The sequence below is a fragment of the uncultured Dysgonomonas sp. genome, assembly GCF_900079725.1.
Taxonomy (GTDB): Bacteria; Bacteroidota; Bacteroidia; order Bacteroidales; family Dysgonomonadaceae; genus Dysgonomonas.
In genome coordinates this window covers 1,257,780-1,273,982 of sequence record NZ_LT599032.1, presented here as the reverse complement: position 1 = coordinate 1,273,982, position 16,203 = coordinate 1,257,780, and the positions used below count along the sequence as shown (strand labels likewise).

The 16,203-nt window shown below is 40.7% G+C and carries 12 protein-coding genes; 5 read left to right on the top strand and 7 right to left on the bottom strand.

The window, feature by feature from the left end:
* Nucleotides 1-332: 332 nt before the first annotated feature.
* From QZL88_RS05555 to QZL88_RS05545, 3 genes are all read left to right on the top strand, one after another.
* Nucleotides 333-1,577, top strand: coding sequence for a DUF1015 domain-containing protein (locus QZL88_RS05555; protein WP_296939042.1), 1,245 nt, complete (start codon nt 333-335; stop codon nt 1,575-1,577).
* Nucleotides 1,578-1,692: 115 nt separating this feature from the next.
* Entirely contained in the window at nt 1,693-2,856 is a 1,164-nt protein-coding gene (gene pncB, locus QZL88_RS05550; RefSeq protein WP_296939041.1) for a nicotinate phosphoribosyltransferase, read from the top strand.
* Nucleotides 2,857-3,121: 265 nt separating this feature from the next.
* Nucleotides 3,122-4,687 (top strand): sulfatase-like hydrolase/transferase, encoded by a 1,566-nt coding sequence (locus QZL88_RS05545; protein ID WP_296939040.1) that lies wholly within the window; start codon nt 3,122-3,124, stop codon nt 4,685-4,687.
* A gap of 88 nt (nt 4,688-4,775) precedes the next feature.
* Here QZL88_RS05545 and QZL88_RS05540 read toward each other — a convergent pair whose 3' ends face one another.
* From QZL88_RS05540 to rfbB, 5 genes are all read right to left on the bottom strand, one after another.
* Nucleotides 4,776-5,417: a hypothetical protein gene (locus tag QZL88_RS05540; RefSeq protein ID WP_296939039.1), complete on the bottom strand. Its 642-nt coding sequence runs from the start codon at nt 5,415-5,417 to the stop codon at nt 4,776-4,778.
* A gap of 36 nt (nt 5,418-5,453) precedes the next feature.
* Complete coding sequence (murA, locus tag QZL88_RS05535; RefSeq protein ID WP_296939037.1) at nt 5,454-6,758, bottom strand: UDP-N-acetylglucosamine 1-carboxyvinyltransferase; 1,305 nt, start codon at nt 6,756-6,758, stop codon at nt 5,454-5,456.
* Nucleotides 6,759-6,845: 87 nt separating this feature from the next.
* A complete protein-coding gene (gene murB / locus QZL88_RS05530) occupies nt 6,846-7,853 on the bottom strand; it encodes a UDP-N-acetylmuramate dehydrogenase (protein WP_296939036.1) in 1,008 nt (335 codons plus the stop codon).
* A gap of 30 nt (nt 7,854-7,883) precedes the next feature.
* Entirely contained in the window at nt 7,884-8,777 is an 894-nt protein-coding gene (locus tag QZL88_RS05525) for a phage holin family protein (RefSeq protein WP_296939035.1), read from the bottom strand.
* 19 nt (nt 8,778-8,796) lie between these two features.
* The gene (rfbB, locus tag QZL88_RS05520; RefSeq protein WP_296939034.1) at nt 8,797-9,933 is read right to left on the bottom strand and encodes a dTDP-glucose 4,6-dehydratase; all 1,137 of its coding nucleotides are present in this window, start codon (nt 9,931-9,933) and stop codon (nt 8,797-8,799) included.
* A gap of 198 nt (nt 9,934-10,131) precedes the next feature.
* Between rfbB and QZL88_RS05515 the strand changes: the two genes are divergently transcribed.
* Nucleotides 10,132-11,466 (top strand): NADP-specific glutamate dehydrogenase, encoded by a 1,335-nt coding sequence (locus QZL88_RS05515; protein WP_296939033.1) that lies wholly within the window; start codon nt 10,132-10,134, stop codon nt 11,464-11,466.
* Between the two features lie 146 nt (nt 11,467-11,612).
* Here the strand turns inward: QZL88_RS05515 and QZL88_RS05510 are convergent, their stop codons facing one another.
* Nucleotides 11,613-12,215: a YigZ family protein gene (locus tag QZL88_RS05510; RefSeq protein WP_296945016.1), complete on the bottom strand. Its 603-nt coding sequence runs from the start codon at nt 12,213-12,215 to the stop codon at nt 11,613-11,615.
* Nucleotides 12,216-12,991: 776 nt separating this feature from the next.
* Here QZL88_RS05510 and QZL88_RS05505 point away from each other — a divergent pair.
* A complete protein-coding gene (locus QZL88_RS05505; RefSeq protein ID WP_296939032.1) occupies nt 12,992-15,520 on the top strand; it encodes an ATP-dependent Clp protease ATP-binding subunit in 2,529 nt (842 codons plus the stop codon).
* Nucleotides 15,521-15,594: 74 nt separating this feature from the next.
* On the opposite strand, the gene QZL88_RS05500 is transcribed toward QZL88_RS05505, so the two are convergent.
* The gene (locus QZL88_RS05500; RefSeq protein WP_296939031.1) at nt 15,595-16,197 is read right to left on the bottom strand and encodes a hypothetical protein; all 603 of its coding nucleotides are present in this window, start codon (nt 16,195-16,197) and stop codon (nt 15,595-15,597) included.
* Nucleotides 16,198-16,203: the final 6 nt, after the last annotated feature.

The following is a 16,203-nucleotide window of genomic DNA, read 5'->3' as shown; positions in this document are numbered from 1 at the left end:
AGTGAATATTTAATTGTATATTTTTCTGATTATAAGTGATTTATTGCTATTTTGTCAGCCGGGAGCAATAAAAGGCCTGAAGCCTTAAGGCTCTCAAAATTAGTAATTATATCTTAAAACAACATATTTTAAAAGGATTATTCTTACCTTTATTTTGAAGGTGGTGTCAAAATGTTTTTTACAGCATATTTGGAATCAATTATTCGATAAAACTGCTCTTGTTTTTCATTGTTTTTATATATTTGTAACTGACAAAAAGAAAGTATTCATTGTTGAAAACTCAATGCCTTATTCGAAATATTATTTAACCTTATTATAAAAACCAAAGTGTCATGGCTGTAATTAAACCGTTCAGGGGGATAAGACCTCCCAAGAGTATTGTAAAGGAAGTAGTTTCCCGTCCTTATGATGTACTGAGTTCACTAGAAGCCCGTCTCGAAGCCGAAGGCAATGAGAAATCACTGTATCGTATAATTAAGCCAGAGATTGACTTTGAAACAATAATTGATGAGCATCATCAGGACGTTTACAACCGTGCCGTAGAGAACTTTAATAAATTTCAGGAAAAAGGCTGGCTGGTACAAGATCCCGAAGAATACTACTATGTGTATGCCCAGACAATGAACGGAAAAACGCAGTATGGACTTGTTGTTTGTTCGCATGTGGAAGATTACATGAACGACAGGATAAAAAAACATGAATTGACACGCAGGGATAAGGAAGAGGATCGTATGAAGCACGTACGGATAAATAATGCCAATATAGAGCCTGTTTTCTTTGCATATCCTGACAATGACGGCTTGGATGAAATAGTAAAGAGGGTTATTTCCGGTACAGCAGAATATGATTTCACAGCAAGCGATGGTGTGGGCCATCATTTCTGGGTAATAAAAGATAAAAACGATATACAACGGATTACTGAATTATTTGCTGCAATACCTGACCTGTACATAGCAGACGGGCATCACCGCTCGGCAGCCGCAGCGTTGGTAGGTGCGGAAAAAGCAAAACAGAACCCGAATCATAAAGGGGATGAAGAATATAACTTCTTTATGGCAGTTTGTTTCCCTGATACCCAATTAAATATAATAGATTATAACCGTCTGGTGAAAGACCTTAACGGGTTATCGGCAGTTGAATTTTTAAAAAAACTGGAAGATCATTTCACTGTGGAAGAAAAAGGAGCGGATATAACAGCTCCTACCGGATTGCATAATTTTTCTATTTACCTCGAAGGTAAATGTTACAGCCTGACTGCTAAAGAAGGTACTTATGACGACAACGACCCTATCGGCGTACTGGATGTGACTATTTCGTCAAAATATATCCTGGACGAAATACTGGGCATCAAAGACCTGCGTTCGGATAAGCGTATCGATTTCGTCGGAGGTATCAGGGGATTAGGCGAATTGAAAAAACGTGTCGACAGTGGTGAAATGAAACTGGCGCTTGCTTTATATCCAGTGACTATGAAGCAGTTGATGGATATTGCCGATTCCGGAAATATTATGCCGCCGAAAACAACCTGGTTTGAGCCAAAACTCCGTTCGGGACTAGTGATACATAAGCTCGATTAGAAAACGTTCAATTATATAAATAAAAGCCGATTTTGGATTTCGATTCAACTTCGGCTTTTGTTTTTTTGTTATATAAAAAACTTATATTTGTTATTTCATTAAAAATCCGGGATATATGATAATTAAACATTTCACCGACAACGACCTTTATAAATTCTCCGTAATGCTTGCCATACAGAAACTATACCCGTGGGCGTATGTTAAGTATGCGTTTACCAACCGGGGAGGGACACAATTTCCGGAAGGCTTTGCCGAAAGAATGCGCGAAGAAGTGGCAGCAATGGCCGATCTGAAACTGACACAGGAAGAAAAGAAATTTGTGAAAACAAAGTGTTACTTTTTCGATCCTGTATTTGTCGACTTTCTCGAGGGATTCACGTATAAACCCGAAGAGGTCACTATCGTACAGGAGGGAGGAGACCTCAGCGTCGTTATAGAAGGGTATTGGTATCGTACTGTACTGTGGGAAGTCCCATTGTTAGCTATCATATCCGAACTGTATTTCCAGATGACCGGAGCTATGCCCGCAGATGTGGAAGAGAAAGCTGTGGTAAAAGCTAAAGCATTGAGCGGGATAGAAGCTGATTATTCGGAATTCGGTACGCGCCGCCGTTTCTCTTTTGAGGTACAGGATAAGGTGGTAGGAGCACTGAAAGCTAATTCGGGAGAATATTTCAAAGGTACAAGCAATGTATATCTGGCTATGAAATACAATACTACTCCTATTGGTACTATGCCGCATGAATGGTTTATGTATCACGGGGCTATCTATGGATACCGCTCGGCAAATATCAAAGGACTGGAAGCATGGGTGGATGTATATGACGGCAGTCTGGGTATCGCCCTTACGGACACATATACGACTGATGCATTCTTTGACTCGTTCAGTCTCAAACACGCAAAATTGTTTGACGGTGTACGCCACGATAGTAGCGATCCGCTGGTGTTCGCAGATAAAGCAATCCGGTTTTATGAGAAAAACCGTATCGACCCAACATCAAAAACTCTCGTATTCAGTGATTCCCTGAATCTGGAATCGGTGAAGGCTATAAAGAATCATGTGGCAGGGCGTATGCATGATACATACGGTATCGGTACATTCTTCTCAAATGATGTAGGAGTAAAACCTCTGAATATAGTAATAAAGCTTACCGATGTGAAGGTGCATAAGAAAGATTCTAAGTATCTGAAAGCTGTTAAATTATCGGATGTTGCCGGGAAGCATACAGGAGATGAGAGAGAAATTGATCTGAGTCTTCGTACTATGGGATTGATATAAAGTGTTACATTTCTAAATTTATTTTATCTATACAATGCAGAAAACAAGTGTGTTATATGATAAAATAGTGACAGCGTAAAAAAACGAAAAAAGGTGTTACTTTTGTTACCTTTTTAGTGTTATTGTATTGATTGTAAGTATTATAGGTATTTCGAGTAAATGATAAAAGTGTTACTTTTTATCCGATATCGTTAGTGTTGATCGTACTATATGGCTTTAATCTTGCGTAATTCGTAAATAAGTGTTGAATCTTGAAATCTAAAATATGATAAATAATATTGGTGAAAAAATATTGGCAGGTGTATCATTTTCTACCTGTATAATACTTCCTGCTTTTTCACAAAATACATCTAAGAACCCCAATGTCATTATTATAATGGCAGACCAGTTGCGTGCAGATTTGTTGCAGAGGGAAGGATACCCGCTGAATACAATGCCTTTTGCCGATAAGCTGGCAAAAGAGGGAGCCTGGTTCGACCGAGCTTATACATCGGCACCGGCCAGCGGCCCGGCTCGTGTATCTATGCTGACGGGACGTTTCCCTAGTTCTACCCGTGTCAGATCCAATCATAATATTAAAGATGCTTATTATACGAAAGACCTTTTCGATGTGGCGAGAGAGAAAGGATATGTGACAGCTATGATTGGTAAAAACCATTCGCATCTGACCCCTGAACGTGTAGATTATTGGAGCCCGTACGACCATGGAGGGCAGCCGTCGAATAATAAAAGTAAGATAGGTGAAGCATTCGATAAATTTCTGGGAACACTGGATATGTATGCCAGTATGACTCCTTCGCCCTATGGACCCGAAGGGCAGTTGCCTTACCGTATGGTAGATGATGCTTCCCAGTGGATAGATTCTCAGGGAGAGAAGCCTTTTCTGATGTGGTTCTCGATAGCAGAGCCGCACAATCCTTATCAGGTCTGTGAACCTTATTATTCAATGTTTCCACCGGAATCACTTCCTCAAATGGGAAGTTCAGCTAAAGGTCAGGAAACGAAAGGGACCGAATATCAGCTTCTTGCCGAAATGATGGGGCAGGGGCACATCGGATATCAGCAGGATCTGCAACGTTTACGTTCTATTTATCATGGAATGTTGCGTATGATAGATGATCAGCTGGCTCGTTTTGTGAATAACCTGAAAGCGAAAGGAGTTTATGATAACACGATTATTATCTTTGTCGCAGATCATGGAGATTATGTAGGAGAGTATGGATTGATGAAGAAAGGTGTAGGTCTGGACGATGCTATCACCCGAATCCCTATGCAATGGACAGGGCCGGGGATAAAAGCCTCCGCAATGCCACAGAAATCGCATATCAGCCTGATAGATATATTCCCTACCGTATGTGAAGTTATCGGTGCAGATATTCCGATAGGAGTGCAAGGACGCAGCCTGTGGCCGATGTTGCAGGGAAAGGATTACCCTGAGAAGGAATTCGCAAGTGTAATGGCTCAGGATGGATTTGGCGGTATGTATTACACTAAGGCTGATGCTACCGATTATAAAGAAGAGGGAGCTGTTGGTAAAAAAGGCTTGTTCTTTGATGAACTGAATACATGGACACAGAGCGGGACCATGCGCATGCTTCGCAAAGGAGACTGGAAGCTGGTGTATGATATGGATGGTAACGGACAACTTTATAACCTAAAGAATGATCCTTCTGAACTGAATAACCTCTTTAGAAACAAAGAATACAGTAATGTAAAAGATGAAATGATTGAGGCTCTACTCAGATGGGATATTTCTACTCAGGATCCTTTGCCTATACCTCGTCAACGCTATCGTTTCAAACGGAATGAACATAACTACTTGTTTTATTGACCTATCTGGGTTATTGAATAGGTGAGATATATAAAAAGAGAGACTGATTTTGCATCAGCCTCTCTCCTGTTTCTTGTTGGAATCGATTTTATTCTTCCATCAATTGCAAAACGCGGTCATAGCCCCATTTCTCTTCCACATCGTCATCGGATGTAAAGACGTTTTGCCATTTGAAATCCTGTATCTCTATTCTTTTCGAAGCAGAGCCATTCCAGTCAATCGTAAATCCTGCATCTTTAAGGGCAGTGGCTACTTTATTGCCAATAATGATGGCTTCTTTATCATTCTTTTCTTTTTCGCCATAGAATCCGATACAGAGCGTTCCAGTTTCTATCACACGTTCTAAATCCTGCCCATGATAGTAACAGTAGCCGATAGGTTTAATACCTTCGTCTTCCAGGTCTTTCCATACATCCTGTACGTCATAGATGGCATCAGATTGGGTGTATCCGGCGTTATGCAAAGCAACTATCTTTTCCTTGCAGAGGGTATCGAATACTACGCGTAGTTTTTCCGTATCGGTCGGATGCTGCCATGTTTTGCTCTCGTCCTCATTCTTTTTGTATTCCCGCTCGAATGTTTCACGAATCCATTCTTCGGAAATTTCGCTTTCCCAGCCTTCATCTTCCACAGCCTCCAGCGCATCGTTAATAATATCTTCTAATGCTTCAAATCCTGATTTTATACTAATAAGGAAATGATCGTAGAGATATTTCTCATTTTCTGTCATAGTGTAAAAATTGAAAATAGTATTATATCATATTTCTTAGTCTAATCGCATAATGTTAGCGCCCAGTTGATTAAGCCGGACGTCTATATTCTGATATCCACGGTCAATCTGTTCTATATTGTGTATTGTACTTTTTCCGTCGGCACACATTGCTGCGATAAGTAGCGCGATACCTGCACGGATATCGGGTGATGTCATCGTGGTGGAGCGCATCGGACGTTTACCTGTACCGATAACCGTTGCCCGGTGAGGGTCGCATAATATGATCTGCGCACCCATATCTATCAGTTTATCTACAAAGAACAAGCGGCTCTCAAACATTTTCTGATGAATCAGTACACTGCCTTTTGCCTGTGTAGCCACTACCAGCAGCACACTGATAAGGTCGGGTGTCAGACCCGGCCACGGTGCATCGGCAATAGTGAGTATAGACCCGTCGATAAATGTATCTATTTCATATTCTTTCTGAACAGGGATATGTATATCATCACCTTTCCTTTCCAGTTGGATACCCAATCTACGGAAAGTGTCGGGGATAATTCCTAAATCGTCATATGCTACATTCTTTATAGTAATTTCCGAGCCTGTCATTGCAGCCATTCCTATAAAGCTGCCTATTTCGATCATATCGGGTAGGATACGGTGTTTTACACCTCCAAGAGATTCTACACCTTCTATTCTTAACAGATTAGAACCTACACCCGAAATTTTGGCTCCCATCTTATTCAGCATTTTGCTCAACTGCTGCAGATATGGTTCACAGGCAGCATTGTAGATAGTTGTTTCTCCTTCTGCCAATACGGCAGCCATCAGTATATTCGCTGTACCTGTTACCGATGCTTCATCAAGCAGCATGTATGTACCATGCAGCTTCTCGGCAGTGATGTTATATATCTGTTGAGCATCATCATATATGAAGTCGGCGCCCAGCTTCTGTATACCTATAAAGTGAGTATCTAAACGACGGCGTCCTATCTTATCTCCTCCCGGTTTTGGCAGCATGGCCTTTCCGAAGCGGGCTACGAGTGGCCCGATAATCATGACCGACCCCCTGAGAGAAGCACTTTTCTTTAAGAATTCAGGTGTTTGTAAATAATCGATATTTACATTTTCGGCTTTGAATGACCATGTGTCTTCACCCAATCGCTTTGTTTCTACACCCATTTCTCCCAGCAGGGCAATAAGGTTGTTCACATCCAGTATATCCGGAATATTTTCTATTATTACTTCTTCGGGTGTGAGTAATACTGCACAGATTACCTGTAATGCTTCGTTCTTTGCTCCCTGTGGAGTTATTTCACCGCTGAGGCGACAACCGCCTTGTATGATAAATGATGCCATGTTATTAGTTATATGTTTAGTTGTTAGCTATCAGTTATTAGCTTTTGCTCAAATGGCTACAGGCTAACGGCTATGAGCTGATAGTCGTCAAAATATTCTTACTTCGGGTTCCAGTTCTATATTGAATGTGTCTTTTACGGCACTTTGTATTTCACGCATGAAACGTAAAATGTCATTTCCGTCCGAAGAACCGTAATTTACGATAATAAGCGGCTGGTTGGGATAAGTTCCTATATTGCCGATTCTTATTCCTTTATACCCGGCTTTATCGATAAGGAAAGCGGCAGATGTCTTCACCGAGCCATCTTTTTGTAAAAAGGCCGGGAGTTCGGGATAATCAGTCTTTATCTTTTCTACTTGTTCCTGGCTTATATATGGATTCTTAAAAAAGCTGCCGGCATTAGGCAATACTTTCTCGTCCGGCAATTTCCGTTGACGGACGCGTATTACAGCGTTGCGTACATCTTGTATAGTTGGTTCTTCTATATCTTCCAGTTCTTTGTTCAGGTCAAAGTATTTCGGTGTATAAACAAAAGTCCGTTTCAGATGGAATACAACTGAAATAATAAGGTATTTGTTTGTACGTTTAAAGATGCTGTCTCTGTATCCAAATTCGCATTCCGTATTAGAGAATGATACAGCCTCGCCTGTGACCATGTTTATGGCTACAACTTCGTGGATAACGTCCTTCACCTCTGCTCCGTATGCTCCGATATTCTGGATGGGCGCGGCACCTACAGTACCAGGGATCAGTGAAAGGTTTTCGAGTCCGGCAAAACCGCGTTCTACACAATAGGCAACGAATTCGTCCCAGTCTTCAGAGGCATTTACTTCGATGAATATATCTTCGTCTTCTTCCTCTTCGTCCGATATTTCACGAAGGCCTTTCAACTCGGGATGGATGACAAGCCCGTCAAAGTCTTTTGTGAAAAAGAGGTTGCAACCGCCCCCTATAATCAGTTTTTGTTCGTATGGATGCTCAGTTAGGCATCTTCGGAGTTCTTCTACACTTTTGGGCTGGCAAAATATCTTTGCCGATGCTTCTGTCTTGAATGAGTTGTAATTTTTTAACGAGAATTGCCTATAATAGTCCATTTCGGGAATAATTGGTTCGACATAATCCGGTTACCGCTTTCGCTTAAACCAGAAGAATAATATGGCTAAAACAGCCAGTACACCGATAATAATCAGTATAGTTTGCCAATGGTGCATCACAAATTTAACAATAAAAATCAAAGCTACCACTATAGCAACAAGCCCAGCCACCTGAATAACTCTTTTGATAATGATTTTACGTCTGGCTGCAAGTTCTTCTTCACTTAGTCCGTCTTCGATTTCCTCCTCATATGTTTCAGTTTTGACTTCTTTCTGTTCGGATTCTATGATAGCTTCGGTAATGGTATCCGGTTCTGTTTCGGAATCAGGGTGTAATTCCGAAACATAATTTTCTTCGGACTCTAATGATATGCCTGCTTCTCCAGATTCCTCTCCGGAGTTTATATCCTCGAAAGGCACATAATTTTCCGTATCTTCTTCGGGAGATGATTGTAACTCTTCGTCGTCGATACCTTCCGATGGAAGAACTTGTTCTTCTTCGGGCAGTACAATCTCCATAGGTATGTCATCTACAGAAGTATATTGAGATTCTGTTTTATTTCCTTCCGGTATATCTGCGGTTTTATCTTCTTCTGTAATCAGAATTTCACCGGGATTGTTTTCCGTATTTTCAGGCTCTGGTATTTGAGGTATGATAATCCTGCCGGCCTGTGCTGCTTCGGTGTCTGTCAGACGAATGATTGTATCTACACGTGATGAGGCAACTTTGGTATCAAAATCGCCGTTTTCAACCATTTTTATCAGTTCGTCCTCAATAGCAGGATATCTCTTCATAAGAGTCTGGCAAGCATTAGCAAAGTCACGGAAACGTTGCATTTTGTCTATTTTTGCCTTCACTTCATCACCACTTGCGGATGATATATCCAGTATTTTATCGGCCAGAATTGCTTTTAAGCGTTCCATCTTTTATTACGATTACATATTATCGGTTTCCATACATTTGCTCGTAATACTTCATATAGTCACCTGAGGTAACCTCTTCTACCCATGTCTGGTTGTCTAGGTACCAGTAGATTGTTTTTACAATGCCTGTATCGAAGTTTGTTTCGGGTAACCAATCCAGTTCTGTCGATATTTTTGTAGGGTCTATCGCATAACGGTGGTCATGTCCCTGACGGTCTTTAACGAATGAAATCAAGCTGTCATTTATCCAGCTTATATCTATACTTCCGTCAGCAATTATATCCTTTTTCTTCAAGACTTCACGATACCGGGGTTCTTTTTCCAAGATGTCGTGTATGGTCTTGATTACTAGTTTTACTATATCGAGATTCTTTTTCTCATTGTGTCCGCCTACATTGTAAACTTCGTCGATGCGCCCTTTGTGAAGAACTGCGTCTATAGCCTTACAATGGTCTTCAACGTATAGCCAGTCGCGCACATTGCTGCCGTCGCCATAGACAGGCAGTTGCTTGCCGGATAGGATATTGCGTATAATAAGCGGAATCAACTTTTCGGGGAAATGATATGGTCCGTAATTGTTCGAACAACGGGTTATATTCACGGGCATTTTGTAAGTTTCACCGTAGGCACGAACAATGAGGTCACCTCCGGCTTTGCCTGCACTGTAGGGTGAACGCGGGTCTAGGGGAGTGGTTTCAGTAAAATAGCCTTCGTCGCCCAACGATCCATATACTTCGTCGGTAGATACCTGCAAGTACTTTACGCCTTCGCGCCAAATAGGGTAATTATTTTCATCCTTGCCTGTAGTCCAGTATTTCTTAGCTGTATCCAGCAAATTCTGGGTACCCAGAATATTTACCTGTAAAAATAGTTGGGGATTTTCGATGCTTCTGTCAACATGACTTTCGGCAGCAAAATTGATGACATAGTCGATAGTGTGTTCCGAGAAAACTTTCTCAGTTGCATTTCTGTCACAAATGTCCCCTTTTACAAAAGTAACTCTGGGATCTTTCAGTTCTTCTGATAATGTTCCGAGGTTGCCTGCGTATGTGAGGGCGTCAAATATGATAAGTTTTGCATCCGGATGTACGGCCAGCATGTGTTTCACAAAATTTGAGCCGATAAAACCGGCCCCGCCTGTGATTAAATATGTCATTTCTTTTTAAATTATATTATTCGCAAAAATAAGAAAAAAACGATATTAAAAAGCATCTGTGTCACAATATATATGGTTAATATATACTTATTCTTAATTTGGAATGAATAAATTATCGCTTTTTTGAAACAAAAGTTAACAAATGGATATTTTTTTGCTATATTTGTAGCATCCATAAATCAAAATCCGTAAATTAAAATGAAAGTAGAACAAGTACTAGAGGACTTAAAACGTCGATTCCCAAACGAGCCTGAGTACCATCAGGCAGTGCATGAGGTATTAGAATCCATTGAAGAAGAGTACAACAAGCATCCTGAATTTGAAAAAGCTAACCTGATAGAGAGGCTCTGTATTCCGGACCGTATTTTTTCGTTTCGTGTAACATGGGTCGATGATAAAGGAAATACGCATACCAACATGGGATACCGCGTGCAGCATAGTAATGCTATTGGCCCGTATAAGGGTGGTATCCGTTTGCATGCATCAGTGAATCCTTCGATACTTAAATTCCTTGCATTTGAGCAAACATTTAAAAATTCTCTTACCACACTGCCTATGGGTGGAGGTAAAGGAGGTTCCGATTTTAACCCTAAAGGCAAGTCGAGCGCCGAAGTTATGCGCTTTTGTCAGGCTTTTGTGACTGAATTGTGGCGTCATATAGGTCCTGATACGGATGTTCCTGCCGGAGATATAGGTGTGGGCGGTCGCGAAGTAGGTTATATGTTCGGGATGTATAAGAAGCTGGCTCGTGAGTTTACAGGAACTTTCACGGGGAAAGGGCTTACATTCGGAGGTTCTTTGATTCGTCCGGAAGCTACAGGATATGGAAATGTGTATTTCCTTCTGGAAATGCTGAAAACCAAAAATATAAATATAAGTGGGAAGAGATGCCTTGTGTCCGGTTCGGGTAATGTGGCGCAGTATACCTGTGAAAAACTGATAGAACTGGGTGCAATACCTGTAACATTGTCAGATTCGAGTGGTTATATTTACGATCCGGATGGCATTACGGCAGAGAAACTGGAATATGTGAAGGAGTTGAAAGAGCTTTACAGGGGACGTATCAGCGAATATGCCGAGACTTACGGGTGTAAATATGTAGCAGGTGCCCGTCCTTGGGGCGAAGAAGGCGATATCGCACTGCCTTCGGCAACGCAGAACGAGATTAGTGGCGAAGATGCACAAAAACTTGTAGCAAATGGTATTGTTGCTGTTTCTGAGGGTGCAAATATGCCATCGACGCCGGAAGCTATTGCTGTATTCCAAAAGGCGAAAATTCTTTATGCACCGGGTAAGGCTGCTAATGCCGGAGGTGTATCTGTGTCAGGTCTGGAAATGACTCAGAATTCTGAGCGTCTTAGCTGGTCGGAAGAAGAAGTGGATAGCAAACTGAAATGGATCATGGCTAATATTCACGAGAACTGTGTGAAATACGGTACAGAGCCTGATGGTTATGTAAACTACGTGAAAGGTGCTAATGTAGCCGGATTTATGAAAGTTGCTAAAGCTGTAATGGCTCAGGGAATAATCTAAGGTCTCAGATCTTTTTATTAACTAGGTAAGTATAATAACGATTGAAAGCTGTATGATTGAAATATATCTTAAAATCCTTTCAGTTGTTTGAATTTTTAAATAAATATTTAAGTTTGGCGGCTGTCTTTTAGGAGATGGCCGTTATTTTATTCGGTAATTTTCAGGCTCTCTACTTTTTCAAGCCTGTTTTTTAGTTCTTCGAATTTAGCTTTACGTATTTCGAGGGTCATCAGGCAATTCATTTCGTAACTCTGATTTAAAATGGTTGGTTCCAGATCTTTCACTATTTTCATTACATCGTTCATAAAAGGGTATTCAAAACTGAACGAGATTTGGCAATCTACAGTTTTTTCTATTATATCAGCTTCCATGATTGCTTCGGCTGCCGCTTCTCTGTATGCTACAATCAGTCCGCTTGTGCCTAGTTTTATCCCACCAAAATAGCGCACTACGGCAATAAGGATATTTGTCAGCTCATTAGAGTTTATTTGCCCGAGGATCGGCTTTCCTGCTGTGCCTGAGGGTTCTCCATCGTCATTTGCCCGGAAGTCTTTTCTGTCGGCACCCAACATATATGCCCAGCATACATGGCGCGCGTCATAGTATTCTTTTCGTAGTTTTTCTATTTCAGCTTTAGCATCATCGACTGATAATACAGGGATAGCGTAGGCTATAAACTTGCTTCGCTTCTCTGTATATATTGCTTTGGATGTTTTGACGATTGTTCTGAAAGTATCTTCCATAGTCAGCAAAGATAATCTTTTTATGTCAGAATCTTTTATGGAAAACTTTATCTATAATATTGGGCTATTGGTTATCAGCTGATAGCTTTTAGCTCTTTGAAAGCTTTTGATTTAAAGATTCAATATTTAAAAATTGACAGATAAAGGAATATTATGAAAAGTGTAAAGTTTGTCAAGTTTTTGGAAAAGGTAACAAGTGAAAAAGTATATAAAAGTTGTAACTTTTGTTACCTTTTGGATATTGTTGCAGGGGTAATTTGTTGATATTGAATGAGCTTTAATGGTCTGACCGAAATGAGGCCTGTTCTATAAGAAGAATAAAAATGACAAGATGGAAAATGGTGTAAAAGGTGTCAACTTTGTAAAGTTTTTCTAAAAAGAAATGGATGTACAGGCTGTATAAACCCCTATAAAATAGGAATGGTTGTCTCACGACAACCAATCTTCACTCCTAACCATAAATCTAATACCATGAAAAATACTTTACAAAAGTATAGAACTATTTTTACATTATCAAACAAAAAGTAATTAAAAATATTTATTTAACATTATTGTAATATTTTTGTAATAGTTAAATGTTCATATTGTCAAATATTTACTGTAACATTTTACAATTTGAAATATTGTGTTTAGATTTGTATAACAGGTGTAAACATTATGGCATCATTTTTGTTTGAATATAATAAATTAGATTATTAAGATTTTATCTGAAATACATTTTAGAAATAAATCTTATATTTGTAACATACGCATAATTGCATAAAACATCAAATAAGACGGTTATGGAAAATAATTTTTCACCAAGAGTTCGCAAAATCATGGCTTATAGTCGTGAGGAGGCCGGACGTCTGCAAACGAATTATCTAGCGCCCGAACATTTGATGCTTGGAATACTCCGCAACGGAGAAGGATTAGCCATACAGGCATTGAAGGATTTCGGAATAGATCTAATTGAGTTAAAAGACAGTATTGATAATAACATATTAAAGCAACAGGAGGATGCATACCCAAACAGTGAGATCGTATTAAGTAAAAGCACTGAAAAGATTTTGAAGATGAGCATACTGGAAGCGCGTTTGACTAAAAGTCAGGAAACTGACTCCGAACACTTACTTCTTGCTATTCTGAAAGATCACGACAATGTTACGGCGATGTTACTGGAAGAAAATCATATGGATTACAACGGAGCTTTCACCTATATCAAAAGCATGGGTGATATATTACATAAAAACAGCAAGGAATCGCCCCGTATGGGAGCCGATTTTACAGATGACGATGACGATGAGGATGAAGCTGTAGGTGGTAGCTCAAATGTGAACACCCAACAGCCTCGTCAGGCAACAGATACGCCCGTACTGGATAATTTTGGTATGGACATGACAAAGGCTGCATTGGAAAACAGACTGGATCCGATAGTAGGCCGTGAGAAAGAAATAGAACGTCTGGCGCAAATTCTGAGCCGTCGTAAGAAGAACAATCCCATACTGATAGGTGAGCCCGGAGTGGGTAAATCTGCGATTGTGGAAGGGTTGGCTTTGCGTATTACTCAGAAGAAAGTGTCTCGTGTATTGTTCGACAAACGGGTAATTGCTCTTGATATGGCTTCGGTGGTTGCCGGTACTAAATACCGTGGACAGTTCGAAGAACGTATCAAAGCAATACTTAACGAATTGTCGAAGAATCCGAACATTATATTATTTATCGATGAGATACACACTATCGTTGGAGCAGGAGGGGCAACCGGATCACTGGATGCTGCCAATATGCTGAAACCGGCTTTGGCCCGTGGCGAGATACAATGTATCGGTGCAACTACGCTTGACGAGTATCGCAAGAATATAGAGAAAGACGGAGCGCTCGAGCGCCGTTTCCAGAAAGTAATGGTAGATCCTACTACTGCTGAAGAAACATTGCAGATACTGCATAATATCAAAGAGCGGTACGAAGAGCATCACAATGTGAAATATACGGAAGATGCGCTCGCAGCTTGTGTGAAATTGACTGACAGATATATTACAGACCGTAACTTCCCGGATAAGGCTATTGATGCCCTGGACGAAGCTGGTTCACGTATGCATATCGCAAACATACATGTTCCTAAGGAGATAGAAAATATTGAAAAGGAACTGAAAGATGTTGTGGAACAAAAAGGTGAAGCAGTGAAGGCTCAGAAATATGAGCTGGCAGCCAGCTTTCGCGATACACAACGTCAGCTGATGGCTAAGCTGGATGCGGCAGAAGCTGAATGGAAAGCTTCATTGAAAGAAAAACCGGAAACTGTAGATGCAGAGATGGTCTCTGAAGTGGTTTCCATGATGTCGGGAGTACCTGTGCAACGTATTGGGGAGTCGGAAGGAGTTAAACTTGTAGGAATGCAAGACAGTCTGAAAACTGCAGTAGTAGGACAGGATGAAGCTGTAAACAAGATTGTGAAAGCAATACAGCGTAACCGCATAGGACTGAAAGATCCTAATCGTCCGATAGGTTCGTTTATGTTCCTTGGGCCTACAGGGGTAGGGAAAACTCATCTGGCAAAGAAGATTGCCGAACAACTCTTCGACTCGGCCGATGCCCTTATCCGTATTGACATGAGCGAATATATGGAAAAATTTAATGTATCACGCTTGGTCGGAGCACCTCCGGGATATGTAGGATACGAAGAAGGTGGTTTGTTGAGTGAAAAAGTACGCCGCAAACCATACTCTGTGGTGTTACTGGACGAAATAGAGAAAGCTCACCCGGATGTATATAACATATTGCTGCAAGTGATGGACGAAGGTCATTTGACCGATAGTATGGGACGTAAGATAGACTTTAAGAATACGATATTGATAATGACTTCCAACGTTGGTACACGCCAGTTGAAAGACTTTGGTGGAGGTATTGGATTTAATAAGCAATCGGCCGCTAACCGCGAGTATTCGAGAAGTGTACTTCAGAAAGCATTGAACAAGACATTCTCGCCTGAGTTCCTGAACCGTGTGGATGATATCATCACATTCGACCAGCTGGATAAGTCTTCGATAGAAAAGATCATCGATATAGAACTGAAAGGATTCTATAAACGTATGGCTGAACTAGGTTACACGATCGAGCTGACTCAGGAGGCCAAAGACTTCCTAGCCGATAAGGGTTATGATGTTCAATTCGGTGCCCGTCCGTTGAAACGTGCTATCCAAAACTATGTGGAGGACGAAATCGCCGAACTGATACTCTCGGGTGCAGCCAAGGAAGGCAGTACTATATCCTTCGAAGTGGATAAAGAGAAGGATAAGTTGAAAGCTGTGGCTCATGAACTTGCGCAAGCTTAATAGTAAGATTATTATAATAAAAGAGGTGCTGATTGTAAAAGTCAGCACCTCTTTGTATTTTAACTTAAGGACTTTTAGTTGAGGTTTCGTACATGCCTTAATAGTTCCTCTTTGATTACAATAATCCCAAGGCCGATAATCCGGTTCGCTTCTATAAAATCCTGATCATCATCCAACTTTTTGTGACGACGGACAAAGTCTTCGAGGCTGTCAGCATCCGTATAGCCTTCAAATATCAAATCCTTGGCTGCTTTAGCTGCTTTTACTTTGGCTGCAATATCATTTAATGAGGGAATAAGACTCAGTGTCAGCAATGCCTTATCCAGCAGTTGATAATCGAGGGATATACCGAAATCTTCGGCTTCGACTACCCGTAGCCATTGCAAGATATTGCCGATACTCTCTTTAGTGACTCCATCGATTGGCTGATAGTTTTTATCATAGATGGCTTCTTTAATATTAGATATAGCCCTGTTGATATCGAATCTTTCAGCTTCGTAGTATTCAGCTGCAGTTTGTTCGTCACAGCCTGTTTGTTCGCATATCTCTTTGATGGATTTGGCTTTGAACAGATAGACGCATTTTTCGACATCCCCGTCATTTGCTTTCAATAGCTGCAAGGCTTCATGCATCGGTACCGGGACTATTCTCCGTAATTCTTTTATTTTATTGGTCATTGCTTA

Bases quoted from the DNA above. Each gene is read 5' to 3' on its own strand.
- QZL88_RS05555 (WP_296939042.1), top strand. From the start codon at position 333: ATGGCTGTAATTAAACCGTTCAGGGGGATAAGACCTCCCAAGAGTATT.
- pncB (WP_296939041.1), top strand. From the start codon at position 1,693: ATGATAATTAAACATTTCACCGACAACGACCTTTATAAATTCTCCGTA.
- QZL88_RS05545 (WP_296939040.1), top strand. From the start codon at position 3,122: ATGATAAATAATATTGGTGAAAAAATATTGGCAGGTGTATCATTTTCT.
- QZL88_RS05540 (WP_296939039.1), bottom strand. From the start codon at position 5,417: ATGACAGAAAATGAGAAATATCTCTACGATCATTTCCTTATTAGTATA.
- murA (WP_296939037.1), bottom strand. From the start codon at position 6,758: ATGGCATCATTTATCATACAAGGCGGTTGTCGCCTCAGCGGTGAAATA.
- murB (WP_296939036.1), bottom strand. From the start codon at position 7,853: ATGGACTATTATAGGCAATTCTCGTTAAAAAATTACAACTCATTCAAG.
- QZL88_RS05525 (WP_296939035.1), bottom strand. From the start codon at position 8,777: ATGGAACGCTTAAAAGCAATTCTGGCCGATAAAATACTGGATATATCA.
- rfbB (WP_296939034.1), bottom strand. From the start codon at position 9,933: ATGACATATTTAATCACAGGCGGGGCCGGTTTTATCGGCTCAAATTTT.
- QZL88_RS05515 (WP_296939033.1), top strand. From the start codon at position 10,132: ATGAAAGTAGAACAAGTACTAGAGGACTTAAAACGTCGATTCCCAAAC.
- QZL88_RS05505 (WP_296939032.1), top strand. From the start codon at position 12,992: ATGGAAAATAATTTTTCACCAAGAGTTCGCAAAATCATGGCTTATAGT.
- QZL88_RS05500 (WP_296939031.1), bottom strand. From the start codon at position 16,197: ATGACCAATAAAATAAAAGAATTACGGAGAATAGTCCCGGTACCGATG.